This is a genomic window from Streptomyces sp. NPDC001480, from assembly GCF_042894725.1.
GTDB lineage: Bacteria > Actinomycetota > Actinomycetes > Streptomycetales > Streptomycetaceae > Streptomyces.
On record NZ_JBIAVX010000013.1, the window covers coordinates 112,654 to 132,335 of the forward strand.

At 72.0% G+C, this 19,682-nt stretch carries 18 protein-coding genes; 6 read left to right on the forward strand and 12 right to left on the reverse strand.

The window, feature by feature from the left end:
* Positions 1 to 14 precede the first annotated feature (14 nt).
* From ACFY01_RS30615 to ACFY01_RS30655, 9 genes are all read right to left on the reverse strand, one after another.
* Positions 15 to 818 carry an HAD family hydrolase gene (locus tag ACFY01_RS30615; protein WP_390738995.1) on the reverse strand — a complete coding sequence of 268 codons (804 nt, stop codon included), beginning with the start codon at positions 816 to 818 and terminating at the stop codon, positions 15 to 17.
* A complete protein-coding gene (gene serS / locus ACFY01_RS30620) occupies positions 815 to 2,092 on the reverse strand; it encodes a serine--tRNA ligase (protein WP_390738996.1) in 1,278 nt (425 codons plus the stop codon). Before serS ends, ACFY01_RS30615 begins: the two co-directional genes overlap by 4 nt.
* Positions 2,093 to 2,601: 509 nt before the next feature.
* The gene (gene pheA / locus ACFY01_RS30625; RefSeq protein WP_390738997.1) at positions 2,602 to 3,534 is read right to left on the reverse strand and encodes a prephenate dehydratase; all 933 of its coding nucleotides are present in this window, start codon (positions 3,532 to 3,534) and stop codon (positions 2,602 to 2,604) included.
* 79 nt (positions 3,535 to 3,613) lie between these two features.
* Complete coding sequence (gene efeB, locus ACFY01_RS30630) at positions 3,614 to 4,963, reverse strand: iron uptake transporter deferrochelatase/peroxidase subunit (protein ID WP_390738998.1); 1,350 nt, start codon at positions 4,961 to 4,963, stop codon at positions 3,614 to 3,616.
* 8 nt (positions 4,964 to 4,971) lie between these two features.
* Positions 4,972 to 6,936, reverse strand: a complete 1,965-nt coding sequence (locus tag ACFY01_RS30635) for a copper resistance CopC/CopD family protein (RefSeq protein WP_390738999.1) — start codon at positions 6,934 to 6,936, stop codon at positions 4,972 to 4,974.
* Positions 6,937 to 6,949: 13 nt separating this feature from the next.
* Complete coding sequence (locus ACFY01_RS30640; protein ID WP_390739000.1) at positions 6,950 to 7,411, reverse strand: copper chaperone PCu(A)C; 462 nt, start codon at positions 7,409 to 7,411, stop codon at positions 6,950 to 6,952.
* A complete protein-coding gene (locus ACFY01_RS30645; protein WP_390739001.1) occupies positions 7,408 to 8,061 on the reverse strand; it encodes an SCO family protein in 654 nt (217 codons plus the stop codon). The genes ACFY01_RS30640 and ACFY01_RS30645 overlap by 4 nt, the downstream gene beginning before the upstream one ends.
* Positions 8,062 to 8,151: 90 nt before the next feature.
* Positions 8,152 to 8,898, reverse strand: coding sequence for a YcnI family protein (locus ACFY01_RS30650; protein WP_390739113.1), 747 nt, complete (start codon positions 8,896 to 8,898; stop codon positions 8,152 to 8,154).
* 125 nt (positions 8,899 to 9,023) lie between these two features.
* Positions 9,024 to 9,944, reverse strand: a complete 921-nt coding sequence (locus tag ACFY01_RS30655; RefSeq protein WP_390739002.1) for a hypothetical protein — start codon at positions 9,942 to 9,944, stop codon at positions 9,024 to 9,026.
* A gap of 200 nt (positions 9,945 to 10,144) precedes the next feature.
* Here ACFY01_RS30655 and ACFY01_RS30660 point away from each other — a divergent pair, with 200 nt between their 5' ends.
* The 4 genes from ACFY01_RS30660 (at position 10,145) to ACFY01_RS30675 (ending at position 13,082) form a co-directional block, all read left to right on the forward strand.
* Entirely contained in the window at positions 10,145 to 10,591 is a 447-nt protein-coding gene (locus ACFY01_RS30660) for an ATP-binding protein (RefSeq protein WP_390739003.1), read from the forward strand.
* Positions 10,592 to 10,667: 76 nt separating this feature from the next.
* Positions 10,668 to 11,621, forward strand: coding sequence for an intradiol ring-cleavage dioxygenase (locus ACFY01_RS30665; RefSeq protein WP_390739004.1), 954 nt, complete (start codon positions 10,668 to 10,670; stop codon positions 11,619 to 11,621).
* A 9-nt stretch (positions 11,622 to 11,630) separates the two neighbouring features.
* Positions 11,631 to 12,446, forward strand: coding sequence for a triphosphoribosyl-dephospho-CoA synthase (locus ACFY01_RS30670; RefSeq protein ID WP_390739005.1), 816 nt, complete (start codon positions 11,631 to 11,633; stop codon positions 12,444 to 12,446).
* A 72-nt stretch (positions 12,447 to 12,518) separates the two neighbouring features.
* Complete coding sequence (locus ACFY01_RS30675; RefSeq protein ID WP_390739006.1) at positions 12,519 to 13,082, forward strand: GNAT family N-acetyltransferase; 564 nt, start codon at positions 12,519 to 12,521, stop codon at positions 13,080 to 13,082.
* 18 nt (positions 13,083 to 13,100) lie between these two features.
* On the opposite strand, the gene ACFY01_RS30680 is transcribed toward ACFY01_RS30675, so the two are convergent.
* From ACFY01_RS30680 to ACFY01_RS30690, 3 genes are all read right to left on the reverse strand, one after another.
* Positions 13,101 to 14,471 (reverse strand): PLP-dependent aminotransferase family protein, encoded by a 1,371-nt coding sequence (locus ACFY01_RS30680; protein WP_390739007.1) that lies wholly within the window; start codon positions 14,469 to 14,471, stop codon positions 13,101 to 13,103.
* 66 nt (positions 14,472 to 14,537) lie between these two features.
* Entirely contained in the window at positions 14,538 to 16,046 is a 1,509-nt protein-coding gene (locus tag ACFY01_RS30685) for an aminopeptidase P family protein (RefSeq protein WP_390739008.1), read from the reverse strand.
* A gap of 118 nt (positions 16,047 to 16,164) precedes the next feature.
* Positions 16,165 to 17,715 carry a PP2C family protein-serine/threonine phosphatase gene (locus tag ACFY01_RS30690; protein ID WP_390739114.1) on the reverse strand — a complete coding sequence of 517 codons (1,551 nt, stop codon included), beginning with the start codon at positions 17,713 to 17,715 and terminating at the stop codon, positions 16,165 to 16,167.
* Between the two features lie 495 nt (positions 17,716 to 18,210).
* Between ACFY01_RS30690 and ACFY01_RS30695 the strand changes: the two genes are divergently transcribed.
* Together ACFY01_RS30695 and ACFY01_RS30700 are read left to right on the forward strand one after the other, a co-directional pair.
* The gene (locus tag ACFY01_RS30695) at positions 18,211 to 18,876 is read left to right on the forward strand and encodes a bifunctional DNA primase/polymerase (RefSeq protein ID WP_390739009.1); all 666 of its coding nucleotides are present in this window, start codon (positions 18,211 to 18,213) and stop codon (positions 18,874 to 18,876) included.
* Between the two features lie 56 nt (positions 18,877 to 18,932).
* A complete protein-coding gene (locus tag ACFY01_RS30700) occupies positions 18,933 to 19,508 on the forward strand; it encodes a hypothetical protein (protein WP_390739010.1) in 576 nt (191 codons plus the stop codon).
* The last annotated feature ends 174 nt before the right edge of the window (positions 19,509 to 19,682 follow it).

Below are 19,682 nucleotides of genomic sequence, written 5' to 3' on the forward strand. Positions count from 1 at the left end.
GCGAGGCCGGGACCTCAGCCGAGCAATCGTTCCAGCACCACCGCGATGCCGTCCTCCTCGTTGGAGGAGGTCACCTCGTCCGCGACCGCCTTGAGCTCCTCGTGGGCGTTGGCCATGGCCACGCCCCGGGACGCCCAGGCGAACATCGGGATGTCGTTGGGCATGTCGCCGAAGGCCAGCGTGTCGGCGGCCTTCAGGCCCAGACGGCGGGCCGCCAGCGACAGGCCCGTGGCCTTGGACAGACCCAGCGGCAGCAGCTCCACGATGCCCTCGCCCGCCATCGCGACGGAGACGAAGCCGCCCGCGGCCTGCTGGGCCGCCTCGGCCAGCTCGTCGTCCGACAGGCCGGGATGCTGGATGTAGATCTTGTTCAGCGGGGCGCTCCAGAGGTCCGACGCGTCCGTGAACGGAACCGAGGGCAGCGTGCCCGTGACCGAGTAACCCGGGCCCACCAGCACGTCCCCGTCCAGTCCGTCGCGGCTCGCCGCCAGGTACAGCGGGCCCACCGCGGCCTCGATCTTGGCCAGCGCCACCCCTGCCAGCTGCCGGTCCAGGGTTACGGAGGTCAGCAGGCGGTGTTCGCCGGCGTGGTAGACCTGCGCGCCCTGGCCGCAGACGGCGAGGCCGTCGTAGCCGAGGTCGTCGAGGATGTGCCGGGTCCACGGGACCGCGCGGCCCGTGACGACGATGTGCGCGGCGCCCGCCGCGGTGGCCGCGGCGAGCGCCTCACGCGTGCGCTCGGAGACCGACTCGTCGGAGCGCAGGAGCGTCCCGTCGAGGTCGGTGGCGATGAGCCGGTAGGGGAAGCTGTCGGTCACTTGGCGACCGGCTCCAGGACCTCCCGGCCGCCCAGGTACGGGCGCAGCACCTCGGGCACCCGCACGGAGCCGTCGGCCTGCTGGTGGTTCTCCAGGATCGCCACGATCGTGCGCGGTACGGCGCACAGCGTGCCGTTGAGCGTCGCCAGCGGGCGGACCTGCTTGCCCTCGCGGACGCGGATCGACAGGCGCCGGGACTGGAACTCGGTGCAGTCCGAGGTCGAGGTCAGCTCTCGGTACTTGCCCTGGGTCGGGATCCACGCCTCGCAGTCGAACTTGCGTGCGGCCGAGGCGCCGAGGTCACCGGTGGCGACGTCGATGACGCGGAACGGCAGCTCGAGCGAGGTCAGCCACTGCTTCTCCCAGTCCAGCAGGCGCTGGTGCTCGGCCTGCGAGTCCTCGGGAGCGACGTAGGAGAACATCTCGACCTTGTCGAACTGGTGGACGCGGAAGATGCCCTTGGTGTCCTTGCCGTGCGAGCCGGCCTCGCGGCGGAAGCACGGTGAGAAGCCCGCGTAGCGCAGCGGCAGCCGGTCCCCGTCGATGATCTCGTCCATGTGGTACGCGGCCAGCGGCACCTCGGACGTGCCGACCAGGTACAGGTCGTCCTTGTCGAGGTGGTAGACGTCCTGGGCCGCCTGGCCGAGGAAGCCGGTGCCCGCCATGGACTGCGGGCGGACCAGCGCCGGGGTCAGCATCGGGGTGAAGCCCGCGGCCGTCGCCTGGGCGATCGCCGCGTTCACCAGCGCCAGCTCCAGCAGGGCGCCGACGCCGGTCAGGAAGTAGAAGCGCGAGCCGGAGACCTTCGCGCCGCGCTCCACGTCGATCGCGCCGAGGAGCTGGCCGAGTTCCAGGTGGTCCTTGGGGTCGAAGCCCTCGGCCGCGAAGTCGCGGATCGTGCCGTGCGTCTCCAGCGTGGCGAAGTCCTCCTCGCCGCCGACGGGCACGTCGGGGTGGACGAGGTTGCCGAGCTGGAGCAGGAGCTGCTGGGTCTCGGCGTCGGCCGCGTCGCGCTCGGCGTCGGCGGCCTTGACGTCGGCCTTCAACTGCTCGGCGCGCTTGAGGAGGTCGGCCTTCTCGTCGCCGGAGGCCTTGGGGATGAGCTTGCCGAGCTGCTTCTGCTCGGCGCGCAGCTCGTCGAAGCGGACGCCGGACGACCTGCGCCGCTCGTCGGCGGACAGGAGGGAGTCGACGAGCGCGACGTCCTCTCCACGGGCGCGCTGGGACGCGCGCACACGGTCGGGGTCCTCACGGAGCAGGCGAAGGTCAATCACGGGGTCAAGGCTACCGGTGCCGCGTTCCGGCTCACGACTCGGTTTTCCGAACTGCGGTGGACTACGGCTTACATGCCGTTATGAGGCAATTGCGCATGGTGTCAATAAGTGCCGTCTCACTCCCTGGGACGAGCTATGTGAGAGGCGGCACATTGACTCGATTCCCTTGCGGGGAGCGGGACTTGGCGGGCCGGTTGTCCACAGCGACCCACACCCCCCGGTGAGTTATCCACAGGCTGTGCGGAAGGTCTGTGGATTTCGGAATCGATCACTCCGGAAGCGTCGAGCTGAGTGAAGAATTCCCGGTTCAAACTGGCCCGACACCCACTTTCGGGTGGAAAAGGGTCGCCCCAAAAGATGAACCAAAGGAAACGGGTGGACGAAGGGTGATGTGCCTGGTGGTGCCCCTGGTTGCCGCCGGTAGGGCGATTTGTCGACGAAGTCGCCCTACTCTGTCGACTTGTCCCCAGGTCCACTTGAGGGGCTGTGGATAACCCCTGTGGATAACGTCAGAAGCGCCCGTCCTGGCAGCGCGCGACCCAGTCCGCCGCCGCCACGAACTCCTCGTCGGACGTCCCGGGCGGCGTGGGTCGTACTCCTTCCGGTGCGATGTCCGCACGCGGGTACGAGCCGAGGAACCGCACCTGGAGGCAGATCCGCTTCAGCCCCATCAGCGCCTCGGCCACCCGCCGGTCGGAGATGTGGCCCTCGGCGTCGATGCAGAAGCAGTAGTTGCCGATGCCGGCGCCCGTCGGGCGGGACTGGAGCAGCATGAGGTTGATGCCCCGGGTGGCGAACTCCCCGAGCAGGTCGCGCAGCCCGCCGGGGTGGTCGTCTCGCTGCCAGAGCACCACCGACGTCTTGTCCGCGCCGGTCGGGGCCGCGGGCCGGGCCGGTCGGCCCACCAGCACGAACCTCGTCTGCGCGTTCTCCGCGTCGTGGATCCCGGTCTCCAGGGCGGTCAGGCCGTACCGGGCGGCCGCGAACTCGCCGGCGAAGGCGGCGTCGTACCGGCCCTCCTGGACCAGCCGGGCGCCGTCGGCGTTGGAGGCGGCGGACTCCCAGACGGCGTCCGGGAGGTTGGCCTTGAGCCAGTTGCGGACCTGGGGCTGGGCGGCCGGATGGGCGGTGACGGTCTTGATCTCGGACAGCTTGGTGCCCGGCCGGACCAGCAGCGCGAAGGTGATGGACAGCAGCACCTCGCGGTAGATCATCAGCGGCGCACCCGCGACCAGCTCGTCCAGGGTGGTGGTGATGCCGCCCTCGACGGAGTTCTCGATCGGTACGAAGGCGGCCTCGGCCTCTCCGGCGCGCACGGCGTCCAGCGCCGACTGCACCGATACGTACGGGATCAGCTCCCGGGTGGCCGCCTCCGGAAGCGTGCGCAGGGCGACTTCGGTGAAGGTGCCCTCAGGGCCGAGGTAGGCATAGCTCGCTGGCATGTCCTCACCCTAATGGCCGCGCGCGAACCCGGCCCCGGTGTCTCACGACTCCCCCCGTCGGGAGTGAACCGGGGTGACTTCACCCCTCCAGCAGCCGTTGCCCCACGTATTCTCCCCGCGCGGCGCCGCCCGGCACCGCGAACAGCCCGCTGGCCTCGTGCCGGATGAACGTGGACAGGGCGTCGCCGCGGTCGAGCTTGCGCTGCACCGGCACGAAGCCGCGCAGCGGATCCGCCTGCCAGCACACGAACAGCAGGCCCGCGTCGGGCGTCCCGTCGGCGTCGATGCCGTCGTGGTAGGAGAACGGGCGCCGGAGCATGGCCGCGCCCCCGTTCTGGTCGGGCCGGGTGATGCGGGCGTGGGCGTTGAGCGGCACGACGTAGTCGCCCTTGGCGTCCGCCTTCTCCAGGTCCATCGCGGTCGTCTCGCTGCCGCCCGACAGGGGCGCCCCGTTGGACTTGCGGCGTCCGATGACCGCCTCCTGGGCCGTGGTCGACAGCTTCTCCCAGTCGTCGAGGAGCATGCGGATCCGGCGTACGACGGCGTAGGAGCCGCCCGCCATCCAGGCGGGGTCGTTCGAGCCCGAGGCGGGGACGAAGATCCGCTTGTCGAAGTCGGCGTCGGCGGGCTTGGGGTTGCGGGTGCCGTCGAGCTGGCCCATCAGGTTGCGGGCGGTCATGGGGTGGGCGGTGGCGCCCGGGGTGCGGTTGAAGCCGTTCATCTGCCAGCGGACACGGGCCGCGCTGCCGGCGTCCTTCTGGATCGCGCGCAGGGCGTGGAAGGCGACGAGGGCGTCGTCGGCGCCGATCTGCACCCAGAGGTCGCCGTTGCTGCGGGCCTTGTCGAGGTGGTCCGAGGAGAAGTCGGGAAGGGGGTCGAGGGAGGCCGGCCGCTGCTTCTCCAGGCCGGTCCGGCCGAAGAAGCTGTGCCCGAAGCCGAAGGTGACCGTCAGCGACGACGGCCCGGCGTCCCGCGCCACGTCGGTGTCGTCGTGTGCGGCCGCCTCGCCCGCCATCAGCCGCTCGGCCGTGGCCGACCACCGGCGCAGCAGCGCTGCCGCCTCCTTGCGGCCCGAGCCCGCCGCGAGGTCGAAGGCGACGAGGTGGCCGCGGGCCTGGAGGCCTTCGGTGATGCCGGGCTGATGTTTCCCGTGAAACATCACCCGGTCGGCGCCCACCGCGGTCAGCGGCGTGGTTCCGGCGGGGGCGGCGGCGTATCCCACGGCCCCGCCCGCCGCGCCGAGCACGAGGCCGGTGGCGCCGGCCGTGCCGAGCAGCTTGCGCCGTGAGAGGCCGCCCTGTCCGGAGCCGCTGTCGTGGACCTCGGCCGCGGCGGTGTCGGATCCCGCAGCGGTGCCGGAGCCCATGGCGGTGTCGGACCCCGCAGAGGTGACGGAAGGCCGGGTCTTCGGGATGGACTGGTCAGCCATGGTGCGGTTCAGCCGATCTGCGCGTTCTTGGAGACGGTCACCTGGTCGATGTCGGAGGTGCGCACGGTCACGGCGATCTTCCATTCGCCGGCCATGGGGATCTGCACCCCGGTCGCGGCCCAGTGGCCGGTGGTGATGTGGTCGGGGGTCACGGGAAGGGGCCCGATCTTCTTGGCGGTGAGGGTGAAGGCGACCTTCACCTCGGGGATGTCGAAGGCGCGGCCGTTGGGCCGCTGGACGTAGACGTGCATTTCGTTGCCGCCCACGCGCGCGGGGTCGAAGTCGAGCCGTACGACGCCCTTGCCGTCCTGGCCGCCGGTGTCGAACGGCATGTCCAGGGTGAGAGCGCCGGAGGAGGACGACGAGGAGGAGGACGACGAGGACGCGGACGTGGCCGCCTTGGCCTCCTGCTCCGTGCGGCCCGGTTCGGTCTGCGTGAGCACCGTGGTGACCGCGAGCAGGACCACCGCGACGCCCGCCTCGGCGAGGACCGAGTGGCGCAGACCGAAGCGGCCCGGGTCGGCGTCCCGGATCCGCTTCTCCCGGGCGGTGTCCTCGGCGGCGCGCTGCCGGGCGAGCTGGGCGGCACGTTTGGCGTCCCCGGCCCGGGCCCCGGCGGACGCGGCCACGCGCTCCTTGACCTCGGCCTTGACCTCAGCGGCCTCAGTACCGGCCTCAACCTCGGCCTCGGCCTGCGCCTTCGCCGCCGCCTTGGACTGCTTCCCCGCCTTCGACACGGGTGCCGGGTCGGCGAGCCGTGCCGTCCACCGCCGGGAGCTCGCCGCGATGCCGACCAGCAGTGCCACGAGCCCGATCTTGACCAGCAGCAGCTGTCCGTACCGGGTGTCGGTGAACGCCGACCAGGAACCGAGCTGGCGCCAGGACTGGTAGACGCCGGTCGCGACCAGCGCGGCGACGGAGCCGAAGGCGAGGCGGGAGAAGCGGCGCACGGCCGCGGTCTCGACCGGGGTCTCGGCGGGCGCCCGGTAGAGGGCGACCAGCAGGGCGGTGAGCCCGCCCAGCCAGGTGGCGACGGCCAGGAGGTGCAGCACGTCGACCGGCATGGCGATGCCCGGCTGGAGCCCGGTCGAGGCGTGCTCGGCCATCGCCCAGCTCGCCGCGAGCCCGGCGGCGACCACGGTCCCGCCGATCGCGAGCCCGAAGGTCAGGTCCCGCTTCTCCTCGTCCTCACGCTTGTCGTAGGCGCCGAACAGGACGGCGATGAACAGTGCCGCCGCGGCGAGCAACAGCAGCCGGGAGACCAGCGCGGCGCCGGTCTTGGTCTGGAGCACCTGGCCGAGCAGGTCCAGGTCGAAGATGGCGCCGACCTTGCCGGAGCTGGTGTAGGAGCCGCGCAGGAGCAGCAGCCAGAGGGTGGCCGCGGTGATCGTGAGCCAGCCGCCGACGACCAGCCGCTGCATGGCCCGTACCCCGGAGCCGCGCTGCCAGCAGGCGAGCACGAAGGCCGCGCCGCCGACCAGCACGATGTAGCCGGCGTACGACATGTACCGCCCGAATCCGTACAGCCAGCCCACGGCGCCGCCGCCCGCGGTCTGCCCGGAGACGGAGACGGTGGTCTGGGACGGGGCCCCGACGGAGAAGGTGTAGGCGCCGGACACCGGGTGGCTGTCCGCCGAGACGACCTGGTAGGCGACGGTGTAGGTGCCGTCGGCGAGGCCGCTCTTGAGCTGTACGGCGTAGGTGGTCCCGCTGATGTTGGACGGCTTGCCGACGTCGACGTTCTTGCCCTTGGGGTCGAGGACGTGCAGCGAGTCGTCGTTCATCGACACCTGCTCGGAGAAGGTCAGCGACACCTGGGTGGGCGCCTTCTTGACCACCACCCCCTGTGCGGGGTCGCTGCCGGTCAGCGCGGCGTGCGCGGAGGCGGGCCCCGCACCGGCCAGCAGCGCGCCGGTTACGGCCAGGAACAGCAGCACCAGGGTGCGCAGGCGGGGGGTGATGGTCCGCGTCATGGTGGTCCCTCCCTCAGTGTCCGGTCGACGGGTTGTACGTGGCGGACTTCACCGGCATCTCGACGGTGAGGGGCCCGGACTTCGCGAAGCCGAGCTTCAGGGTGATCGTCTGGCCCTGTGCCGGCCGGTTCTTCAGCTTCTCGAACATCAGATGGTTGCCGCCGCTTTTGAAGACGAGTTGACCATGGGCGGGTATGGGGAGGGAGGCGACCTGCTCCATCGTTCCGCCGACGGTGTCGTGCATGGTGACGTCGCCGGCGGCGTCGCTGGTGACCGAGGTCAGTTCGTCCTTCGTGCCGCCCTTGTTGACGATCGTCAGGAAACCGGCCGCCATGTCGGCCGAGACCGGCTGGGGCATGTAGGAGGAGCGGACCGACAGCTCCGCCCTGGCGTCGTCGGATCCGCCGCAGCCGGTGAGCACCAGGGTGCAGGCGGACGCCGCTGCCGTCGCGACGAGCAGTGCGGAACGCCTCACGGCTTGGCTCCCTCGATGATCTTGGGGAGGTCCTTGGTGTAGTCGTCGACCGTGGCGGACTCGCCGTAGAGGAGGTATCCGCCGTCGTTCTTCGGGGAGAAGGCGATGACCTGGGTGCCGTGGACGGAGACGACCTTGCCGTTCTTGTCCTTCTTCGTCGGCTCGATGGAGATGCCGAGGGAGCGGGCGCCGGCCTGGATGGTGGAGAAGTCGCCGGTCAGGCCTATGAACTGGGGGTCGATGCCCTTCAGCCACTTGCCGAGTTCGGCGGGGGTGTCGCGGGCGGGGTCGGTGGTGACGAACACCACGCGCAGCTTGGCCTGTTCGGCCTTGGGCAGCGCCTTCTTGGCGACCGCGATGTTGTTCATGGTCAGGGGGCAGATGTCGGGGCAGTGGGTGTAGCCGAAGTAGACGAGCGTGGGCCTGCCCTTGGTCTCCGCGCGGAGGTCGTACTTCTTGCCGTGGGTGTCGGTGAGGACGAGGTCCGGCTTCTCGAACGGCTGGTCGAGAACGGTGGCGGCCTTGTCCGAGCCGGACTCCTCGGAGACCACGGAGATGGGCGACTTGTCGTCGTCGCCGCTGCCGCAGGCGGAGAGGGTCAGGGTGGCCGCGGCGAGCAGGGCGGCCGCGGCGAACGTCTTGTTGCGCATGGAAATGTCCCAGAGGTGAGGGCTCCGGCGCGCACCGGGGCCGTACGCAAGAGTGGCACGGGCCCGGTGCGCGGTGCGGAGGGGAGGGGGTCAGGCGGTGGTCCGGCGCCGCCCGGCGAGTACGCCGTAGGCCACGCCCGCGGCGCCGACGACGATGCCGACGACGCCGAGCACGCGCGCGGTGGTGTCGCTGCCGCCGGAGTCGCCGGAGGCGGCGGTCTCGGTCTTCGCGTCGGCCTTCTCGTCCGTCTTGTCGGAGGCGTCCTCGGCGGTGCTGGAGCCGTGGGAGTGCCCGTCCTCGGAGGCGGCGGCCAGTTCGAGCACCGGGGCGGGGTTCTCGGGCTCCTCCTGGCCGTCCTGCTGGACCTCGATCCAGCGGACCGTCTCCTTGTTGGAGTAGGTCTGGATCGCCTTGAAGACCAGTTCGTCGGTGTCGTCGGGCAGGGCGCCGACGGACAGCGGGAACTTCTGGAAGTAGCCGGGCTCGATGCCCTTGCCGTCGGCGGTCCAGGTCACCTTGGTGACCGCCTCGCTGATCTTCTCGCCGTGCATCTCCAGGGGCTTGGCCAGCTTGGACTTGGTGACCTTCACCTTCCAGCCGTCGATCGGCTGCGGCATCACCGAGGCCAGCGGGTGGTCGGCGGGGAGGCTGACCTCGAGCTTGGTGGTCGAGGCGTTGTCGCGCTCGTTGGGCACCTTGAAGTCGACGACCGCGTAGCCGCCCTTGGCGGCCGTGCCCTCCGGCTGCACGCTGACGTGCGCGAAGGCGGGGGCGGACAGGGCGAGTACGGAGACGCCGGCGACGGCGGTGGCGGCGGCGAGACGGGAAGCCTTGATGGACTTCATGAAAGACAGCACTCCACTCTGAGTGAGTTCCGGTGATGAAGAGGGGTACGCACGCGCGTGGCGCGACGACGGTCCCTCTCCGCACGGATCTCGTGTGGAGTGGTTCTCGTGTCGCGTCAGGCGGCGAGGCCGAGAGCGGCGGCGGGAGGCGGGCCGCGCCGGATCACCGTGTGCTGGAGCGCGGTGGTGTGCGGGGCGGGTGAGTCGTCCGAGGCGGTACGACGGTCACGCGCGCGCGGGTCGGGAGCGCCGGGGAGCCCGGCGCACAGGGCGCACGTCAGCGCGAGCGCCGCGCGCAGGGAACGTACGAGCGCTCCCTCCGCGACTCCGTGCACCGAGAGGTCCAGCAGCCCCAGCACCGCCAGGTCGCCGTGGCGCAGCAGCCAGCCGACGGCGACGGCCGCGACGAGGTGGCCGAGGAGCATCGGCAGGGAGGGCAGCAGGGAAAGCAGCAGGGCGAACAGCGAGGTGGAGGAGCCGGTGGCGTCCGCCGCGTGCCGCATGGTGCTCATGCCCGCGCCCGCCGAGGTGCCCAGGTCCGTCCCGGTGGCCAGGTGCGCGTCGGCGAGGAGCCGGTAGGCGTGGGCGGGCGTCAGGGAGCCCGCGCTGCTCCCGCACAGCAGCCGCGCCGCGCGGGTCACGAGGGCCTGGTCGCTCATCCCGGCCGACGCGTCCGTGGAGCCCATGGAGCCCATCGACCGCACGGCCGCCGTGCGCATGGACGATGCGGACATCGCGCCGGAGGCCGTCGCGGCCATGGCGTGCTCGGCCAGCCCGAACAGTATGTGCAGCGCGGTCTGCCCCAGGGCGAGCAGCGCCGCGATCCCAGGCAGCGAGCGGTCCCGCCCGGTGAGCGGGGCCACCAGTACGAGTGCGCCCAGGAAGCCCGCGCCCAGCGTCCACAGCGGGACGGCGGCACAGGCGGCCAGGCTGTGCCCCGCCGCGGCCAGCACGACACAGACCGCGGCGAACACCGCGGCCCGCAGAATCCGGAGTTCCGCTCCGGTGCGCGTCGTGCGCGGGTGGGGGGCAGTCATGGCGGGCTCATCATCGCACTGCTCTTACCCGTGCCCTACGGCAGGTCCGTCGGAAGGGTGCCGCCGGGCCGTCCCTCATACACCGATTCGTCCTCGGCCGCATCCCCCGTATGGGCGGCGTCACGTCAACGGGGTGCTTACACATGGCCACGGGCGGCAATACGTAACGGTATGTCGAGCCGCAGCCAGGAGGCTGGAGCATGAGCATCTGGTGGTCACTCCATCTGCGGCGCGAGGCCGCGAGCGTGCCGCTCGCCCGACGACTGCTCCTCGGCACGATGGAGACGGCGGGCGTGGACCCCGACGTCTCGTACGACCTGTCCGTCGCCCTCAGCGAGGCCTGCGCGAACGCCGTCGAGCACGGCGGGGACGCGACGCTCGGCGGCTCCTGCGAGGCGTACCGGGTGACGGCCTACCTCGACGGCGAGAAATGCCGTATCGAGGTGACCGACTCCGGCCCGGGACCGGCCCGCGGCGCGGACATCCGGCTTCCGCGCGTGGACGCCGAGCACGGGCGGGGCCTGTGCCTCATCCGGGAACTGGCCGACCACGTCCACATCGGGCCCAAGCCGGGCCGGGCCGGGACGGTGGTCACCTTCGACAAGATGCTCAAGTGGCGGGACGACGCGCCGCTCATGGCCGTCTAGTCCCTGCCGGCTTTCACAGGCTCTTCCCAGCCGCGGCTCATGTCCCTGACAAGCCCGGTTCCTACGTTCCTCGACCATGACGGGAAAGCACAAGCACAACATCACCCGACGTCGCGCGATCGCGGTGACCGGCGGCACGGTCGCGGCCGGCGGGCTCGCCGTCGCCGGCTACCAGTCGGCCTTCGCCGACACGACCACCGAGGCCTCGGCGAGCGCGTCCGCTTCGGCCACCTCGACCAGCGGCACCTGCGCGCAGTTGATGTCGAGCGTCACGGAAGGGCCCTATTACCTCGACGGTGCCTTGGTGCGCAAGGACATCACCGAGGGCAAGAGCGGCGTCCCGCTGACGCTCCGGCTCACCGTCGTGGACGCCACCGACGGCTGTACCCCGGTCTCCGGCGCGGCCGTGGAGATCTGGCACTGCGACGCCTGGGGCTACTACTCCGGCTACACGACCGCCAACCCCGGCGGCTCGGCCCCGGCCGAGAGCGAGGAGGGCGACAGCGCCGACGACAAGACGTACCTGCGCGGCTACCAGGTCGCCAACGCCAACGGGGTCGTCAAGTTCGAGACGATCTTCCCCGGCTGGTACACGCCGCGCACCTGCCACATCCACGTCAAGGTGCACACCGGCGGCGAGAAGGAGGACGGCACCTACGAGGGCGGCAAGGTCAACTTCACCGGCCAGCTGTTCTTCGACGACGACATCGCCGAGGCGATCTTCGCGCTGGAGCCGTACTCCAAGCACACCGGGACCTACACCGAGCTCGCCGACGACATGGTCTACGACGGCGGCGGCGCCTCCAGCGGCCTGCTGACCCTGGAGCCCGTGCACAAGAAGGACCCGTCCAAGGGCTACAGGGGATACCTCACCCTGGGCATCGACCCCGACGCCGAGAACACCGGCGCGGGCAGCGGCGGCGGGGGCAGCACCCCGCCGAGCGGCGCCCCCAGCGGTGCCCCGACGGGCGCCCCGCCGAGCGGAGCCCCGAGCGACAGTGCCTCCCCGTCGGCGTCCGCGTCCTCGTAAGGTACGGCCATGAGCAGCCGTGAGGACGACGCGCTGGCGCGGGCCGCAGTGGACGCGCTCACGAGGCAACTGGTCCTGGCTCCCAAGCCGGGGCTGCCCGACCCGCGCGACCTGGCCGCCCGGACCACCCGCCAGGACCACAGCGCCCTGCGCTGGTCGGCGAAGGCGCTGGCACCCGGCCTCGCGGCGATGGCCGCCTCCGCCCGCCGCACCGGCGACGTCACGCCGGCGTTACGGGCGGAGCTGGGCGCGATAGGCCGGTGCACCGAGCACTCGGTCGGTCTGGCGGGCGGCGGACACCGGGGCGCCCTGTGGACCCTGGGGCTGCTGGTCTCGGCGGCCGCGCTCGGCCCGATGCCGGGGGCACGGGACGTGCTGACGGTCGCCAAGCGGATCGCCGCGCATCCCGACCGCCGCGCCCCGCTGCGGCCCTCGCGCGGCTCCTCCGTGTCGGCCAAGTACGGCGCGGCCGGCGCCCGCGGCGAGGCGAAGGCCGGGTTCCCGCACGTGCGGCGGGCGTTGGACGCGCTCGCCGCCGCCCGCTCGGCCGGCGCCACCGAGGCCGAGGCCCGGCTGGACGCCCTGCTCACCGTGGTGTCCACCCTCCAGGACACCGAACTGCTCTACACGGCGGGCCCGCTGGGCCTGCGCCACGTGCAGGCGGGCGCCCGCGGGATCCTGGAGGCGGGCGGCACGGCGACGCCCGCGGGGGCCGAGGCGCTGGCCGCCTTGGACGCCGACCTCCACGCGCGCGCGTGGAGCCCACGGGGAAGCGCGGGACTGCTCGCGGGGGCGCTGTTCCTGGATGCACTGCCGGTGGCCTGAATCCCCGGAATCCCGGAATCCGTTCTCATGGCCCGGCGGACGCCCCGACCGCGGCCACCTAGGGTGACCCGCATGGACATTCCAGCCGAGAAACTCACCGACGGCGTGATATTGCGGCTCGCCACGGAAGCCGATGCTCCGGCACTCGCCGCGGCCTACACGGAGAACCGTGAGCATCTCGCCCCCTGGGAGCCGAGGCGCCCGGAGAAGTTCTTCACCACCGCCGGTCAGGCGGCCGTGCTCGGTGAGAAGCTGCGGCAATTCGCCGAACAGCGGACCGTCCCGTGGGTCCTGGAATCCGCCGGCGGACGGATCGCCGGGACGATCACGCTGTCCGGGATCGTCCTCGGCCCCTGGCGCAGCGCCTACCTCGGTTACTGGATCGCCGCCGACCACCAGGGACGCGGGCTGGCGACCTCCGCCGTGCGGGCGGTGTGCCGCGTGGCCCGCGAGACCGTGGGGCTGCACCGCGTCGAGGCCACCACCCTCCTGGACAACGCCGGCTCCCAGCGGGTGCTCGCCAAGTGCGGTTTCGAGCACATCGGTACGGCCCCGCGCTATCTGGCGATCAACGGAGCCTGGCGGGACCACAGGATCTTCCAGCGGATCCTGCACGACGACGAGCCGACCCCGTGACCTGCCGCCCCGGTCGGCTCACCCGCCGTCCAGCACCTTCGCCAGCACCTCCAGCGCATCCGGATACGCCCGTTCACGAGGCGTGCCGTACCCGATGACCAGGCCCTGGGGCCGGCCCTCACCGGGGGTGTGCCAGTGGCCGCCCAGGTGGCCCACGGCCAGGCCCTCCGCCTCCGCGCGGGACAGCGCCTCCGCCTCGTCGGCGACCTCCACCAGCGCGTGCAGCCCGGCCGCGATGCCGCGCACCCGGCGCTCGCCCAGCCGGTCCAGCAGCTGGTCCCGGCGGCGCCGGTAGCGCAGCCGGCACGCCCGCACGTGACGGTCGTACGCATGGCTGTCGATGAGTTCGGCGAGCGCCAGCTGGCCTATCGTCTCGGTGTGGTGGTCGCTGTGCAGCTTGGCGTCGGCGACCCGGTCCACCAGGTGCGGCGGCAGCACCATCCAGCCCAGCCGCAGCGCGGGGCCGAGCGTCTTGGAGGCGGTACCCAGGTACACGACCCGGCCCGGCGCCATGCCCTGGAGGGCGCCGACGGGCTGACGGTCGTAGCGGAACTCCCCGTCGTAGTCGTCCTCGACGATCATCCCGCCACGCGCGCGTGCCCAGTCGGTGAGCGCCCGCCGCCGCTCGGGGTGCAGGGTCACGCCGGTCGGGTACTGGTGGGCGGGCGTGACGATCACGGCCGACTCCTCGCCCAGGTCCTGCGCGCACACCCCCCGCTCGTCGACCCGGACGGGGACCACGCCGCCGCCGTTGTGCCGCACCACGTCCCGGTGGAAGGGCAGTCCCGGGTCCTCCATGGCGATGTCGCCGCCCAGCACGCGCGTGAGCAGCGCCAGGCCCTGCACGTACCCGGAGGTGATGACGATCCGGTCCGGCGGCGCGATCACCCCGCGCGCCCGTCCCAGGTAGCCCGACAGGGCCGTGCGCAGCTCGATCCGCCCGCGCGGATCGCCGTAGTCGTACGCCAGCGAGGGCGCCGTCGCGATGGCCCGGCGCAGTGCCCGCAGCCAGGCCGCCGCCGGGAACGCCCCGACGTCCGGGCTGCCGGGGCGGAGATCGAAACGCGGGGCACGCGCGCGTGCGACCGCCTCCGGCGCGTCGGGGTCCACCGAGGGCAGCGAGGCCACCCGGGTGCCCGACCCCTGCCGTGCCGTCAGATACCCCTCGGCCACCAGCTGGTCGTACGCCGCCTTCGCGGTCCCCCGCGAGATCCCCAGCTCCACCGCGAGCCGCCGCGTCGCCGGCAACCGCGTCCCGGGCGACAGCCGCCCCTCCCGCACGGCATCCCGCAACGCCCGCTCGAGCCCGGCTCGCCGCCCGTTCGCCGCGTCCGGTTCCAGATGCAGATCGACACCGTCGACACCGATGCCGGACCAGAAGTCGTCCACGAAAACCCTCCCCCTAGGCACGTGAATGGCCGGGCACCGCTCAGGTACCCGGCCATCGTTCTCGTATCAGCCCTTGCTGCCCTTCAGCGAAGCCATCCATGCCTCGACCTCGTCGGACCGGCGCGGCAGGCCCGACGAAAGGTTACGGTTGCCGTTCTCGGTGACCAGGATGTCGTCCTCGATGCGGACACCGATGCCCCGGTACTCCTCCGGCACGGTCAGGTCGTCGGCCTGGAAGTACAGGCCCGGCTCGACCGTCAGCACCATGCCGGGCTCCAGCGTGCCGTCCACGTACGTCTCCACGCGCGCGGCGGCGCAGTCGTGGACGTCCATGCCGAGCATGTGACCGGTGCCGTGCAGCGTCCAGCGGCGCTGGAGGCCCAGCTCCAGGACACGCTCCACGGGGCCCTCGACCAGGCCCCACTCGACGAGCCGCTCGGCGAGCACCCGCTGCGCGGCGTCGTGGAAGTCCCGGTACTTGCCGCCCGGCTGCACGGCCGCGATGCCGGCCTCCTGGGCGTCGTACACGGCGTCGTAGATCTTCTTCTGGATGTCGCTGTAGCGGCCGTTGATCGGCAGCGTGCGCGTGACGTCCGCGGTGTACAGCGTGTGCGTCTCCACACCCGCATCCAGCAGGAGCAGGTCGCCGGAGCGGACCGGACCGTCGTTGCGCACCCAGTGCAGGGTGCAGGCGTGCGGGCCGGCCGCGCAGATGGAGCCGTAGCCGATGTCGTTGCCCTCCACGCGCGCGCGGAGGAAGAACGTGCCCTCGATGTAGCGCTCGCTGGTCGCCTCGGCCTTGTCGAGGACCTTCACCACGTCCTCGAAGCCGCGCACGGTGGAGTCGACGGCCTTCTGGAGCTCGCCGACCTCGAAGTCGTCCTTGACCAGCCGGGCCTCGGAGAGGAATACGCGCAGCTCCTCGTCCCGCTCGGCGGTGACCTTGTCGGTGAGGGCGGCCTCGATGCCGGCGTCGTGCCCGCGCACCACGCGGACCGGGCCGGTCGCCTCGCGCAGCTTGTCGGCGAGCTCGCGCACATCGGCGGCCGGGATGCCGTACAGCGCCTCGGACTCGGTGAGCGAGTGGCGGCGGCCGACCCACAGTTCGCCCTGGCCGGACAGCCAGAACTCGCCGTTCTCCCGGTCGGAGCGCGGCAGGAGGTAGATCGTCTCCTTGTGGCCGCTCTTCCCGTCCGGGGTGGTCGTCGGCTCCAGGACCAGGACGCCGTCCTCGGTCTGGTTACCGGTGAGGTACGTGTACTCGACCGACGACCGGAAGGGGTACTCCGTGTCGTTCGAGCGGGTCTTCAGGTTGCCCGCCGGGATCACCAGGCGCTCGCCCGGGAAGCGGGCGGACAGCGCGGCACGGCGGCGCGCGGTGTGCCCGGCCTGCTCGATCGGCTCGAGATCGCGCAGCTCCGTGTCGGCCCAGCCGGATTTCATGTTCTCGGCGAGCTCGTCGGACACGCCCGGGTACAGGCCGTTCTTGCGCTGCTTGATGGGCTCTTCGGACTCGGTTTCCGCCGTTTCCGGGGTCTCCGGGTCCTGCGGGGTGAGCTCGTCCGCCACGGTCATCCTCCTCGACACTGCGCTCGATCCCGTCCATCGTACGGTCGTACCGGACAGGGCCACAGAGCCGAACGCTCATGACCGGGTGAGCCGCCCTCTTGACCGGCAGATCAGTACTGACCGGTCAGTCGAACCGCGCCGCCAGCAGCACCACGTCCTCTTCGCTGTCCGCCGTGTCCAGTCCGTCCGGCAGCACCGTGCGCAGCACGTGGTCGGCGAGGGCACCGGGGTCCTGGCGCACGGCCCGGGGTGCGCTCGCGGCGGCCGAGTGCAGCCGGGCGAAGGCCCGGTCCATGGGGTCGCCGGTGCGGTGCAGCAGCCCGTCGGTGTACAGCAGGACGGTGTCCCCGGCCTCCGCCTGGATCTCGGCGCTCGGCGCCTCCCAGCAGGCGAGCATCCCCAGGGGGGCGGACACGGAGGTCTCCGCGAACTCCGTGCGCCGCTCGCCGATCAGCAGCGGCGGGCTGTGCCCGGCGCCCGCCAGGGTGACCTTGCGCAGTGCGGGCTCGCAGTAGGCGAACAGGGCGGTGGCCGAACGGGCGGGCTCGGTCAGGCGCAGCAGCAGCTCCAGGTCGGACAGGACGGCGACGGGGTCCTCGCCCTCCATCACCGCGTACGCCCTGAGGCTGGCCCGCAGCCGTCCCATGGCGGCGACCGCGCTGGGCCCGGAGCCGGTCACCGAGCCGACCGCGAGGCCGAGCGCGGCGTCGGGCAGCGGCAGCGCGTCGTACCAGTCGCCGCCGCCGCGCGGGCCGGTGCGGTGCCGGGCGTCGAGCTGGACGCCGGCGACCCGCGGCAGCCGGGAGGGGAGCAGTTCCTCGGCGATGGTCGCCATGCACGCGCGCGTGCGCTCCACTTCCAGCAGCCGGGCCAGGTGCTCGGTGGCGTAGCGGACGTACAGGCCCGCCAGATGGCGGCGGCGTTCGTCCGGCTCGGCGGGCTCGTCGTAGAGCCAGCCGGCGGCGCCGAGGCGGCCCGCGGTCTCGGTGGCCAGGGGGAGGGCGTAGCTGGCGGCGTAGCCGAGGCGGGCGGCCACCTCGCGCAGGCGCGGGTCGAGACCGTCCTCGGCGAACAGGTCGGGGTGGACGCTCTCGCCGCACCCGCCGAGCGGTCCGGCGGGGTCGAGGAGTTCGCCGTACGGCAGGGCGCCGCGCGGCACGGTCTCGATGTGGCCGAGGTCGGCCCGGCCCAGTCCCAGGCCGATGGTCGTGCGGGGGCCGAGGCCGTCACCGGGTTCCAGTGCGACGAGGCCCCGCCGGGCGCCCACGAGAGCGGCTCCGGCGCGCAGCAGTTCCGTCAGCGCCGAGTCGAGGGTGTCGGTGCGGGCCAGGCGTTCGGTGAGTTCGTGGAGGGTGGTGAGGTCCGAGACCCAGCCGGCGAGGCGGTCCTGGAGCACGGCGCCGGGGGCGGGGGCGGGCGGGGTGTGCGGGGGGTTCGCCGGGTGGGCGGCGGGGACCACTGGGGTGCCGGGGGCGGCGGATGCGGGTGCGGCAGTGTGGGCTGGCGTGGGAAGCGTTGAATCGATTCCGGCCACTTTCGGGGGATGAGGGGCGTTCATGGTGTCCGGCTTTCGGACCTGTGCGTATTGCTCAAAAGCATCGCAAACCCCCATGTCTTTCTGCGCCGCTAGCAGTGCCTCCACATGTACACGCACTCGTGAGGGGATGTCCAGCATTGTCCTGCTGGGATTCCTGGTGTCCATGGGCCACTTGTGGGTACCTGCATGAGGTCTTGCATAACGGCGAAGTTGGCTTGAAACTGCCTCAGGTAACGGTTCATTGCGGTCGACTGGGCTTGCTCCACGGAGCGTCACAGCGGTCGTGATGGGTACGTACTCGGAGAAGGCCAGGGGTGGTTGGGAACCACCCGGAACCTGGCGACGGACCCGGGCGTCTTAGCCACCGACGACCGTGCCCCATCCTCCCGTGGCGGAGGCGAAGAGAAATACGCGCGACGGCAAAACGCCAGACTTCGCCACCCCCACGCCGCGGCCGTGCTTTTGATGGACGCAGTATGGACGCGGACGCGGCCAACGCTCGACCCCCTGGGGTTCCCCTTGCTCTGCGCAGGGGTGTGATGCGCCAACAGGTACGCACAGTGAAGTGATCGACACATGATGTGATGTGGTCCACGGTGTTGCCAGCGGTGCAACGGAAAGGAACGAGCGCTCATGCGCGAGATCCTCGGAAGGCGACGCAGGCTCCTGTCCGGGCGTGACGACGGGAGGCCCGAGCTGATCAACGCGGCCCTGACCTTCGCGGCGGAATGGCGGTGGCCCGTACTCCCGGGCGTGACCCCGGACCCGCGCGGGCGGTCCCGCTGCACCTGCCCCGAACCGGAGTGCACGGTACCCGGCGCGCACCCCTTCGACCCCGGCCTCCTCGCGGCCACCACCGACGAGCGCATGGTGCGCTGGTGGTGGACCAACCGACCGAGCGCACCCATCGTCCTCGCGACCGGCGGCAAGGCGCCCTGCGCGGTCAGCCTGCCGGCCGCCGCGGCGGCCCGCGCCCTCGACGCCCTCGACCGGGTCGGCATGCGCCTGGGCCCGGTGGTCGCCTCGCCCACCCGCTGGTCGCTGCTCGTCAAGCCCTACTCCATGGAGCAGTTGGGCGAACTGCTCTACGCCAAGGACTTCGTCCCCGGCTCCCTGCGCTTCCACGGCGAGGGCGGGTACCTCGCCCTGCCCCCCTCCGAGACCGGACAGGGCGCCATCCGCTGGGAGCGCGCCCCGCTGCCCGGCTCGGCCGCGCCGTGGGTGCCCGACGTGGAGGCCGTGGTGGACGCCGTGGTCGACGCACTCACTCGTACGGGTGTGAGCGCGCCCGAGTTGTAGGGGTGTCGGGCGCGCACGGGGCCCGTGGCGCGTCCTTGGACTTATCTTCCCTGTTCATGAACGTTCGTCTGCTCGCCCTCGCGGGCGTCGTGGTGTGCGCGGTCGCGCTGCCGCTGACCGTGGCGTCCGCCGGGCAGGTGGGCGACGCGCGGCGTGCGGCCGTACGCACACCTGGGCGCGCGGATGCCGCGGCTCCGGGCGCGGGTGCCGCTGCTCCGGGCGCCGACGCCAAGGATCCCTCCACCGCACCCACCCCCACCCCGCTGCTGCTCGGCCTGGGCCTGGCCACCGCCGCCCGCTGCGGTCCCGAACTCGCCTCGCCCGACGGTGTCGAGGCCCAGACCTGCGTCATGACGCAGGGCGCGGAGACCTGGGCGCGCGCCTACTACCGCAACGCCACCGGCAGGGCGCTCGACGCCGTCCTGAGTTTCATGGGGCCCGGCGACCGCACGGTGCAGACGCGCTGTGCCGTGGGCGCCGACGACGAGCCCGGGACCTGCGAGACACCCAGGGAGCGCGTCCGGGGCGTACCGGGCGCCTACACGGCCGTCACGGAGTTCGCGGCGCGCGGCGCCGACGGGCCGCTGCTGCTGCGCTCCGGGAGCAACTCCGAAGTCTCCACGGGGAGTTGACGGACGGCAGCGTTCCGTACACCGGAGCCGGACATGGAAAGACCCGGTTGCTGGCGACGGGGGATGCACCAGCAACCGGGCTACTGGAACGGTAACAAGAGATCGGCGGTTCGCAAATTCGATCTCGGCTATTCGGACACGGATTTGCCTGTCACATCGGGGAGTTGTGACAGG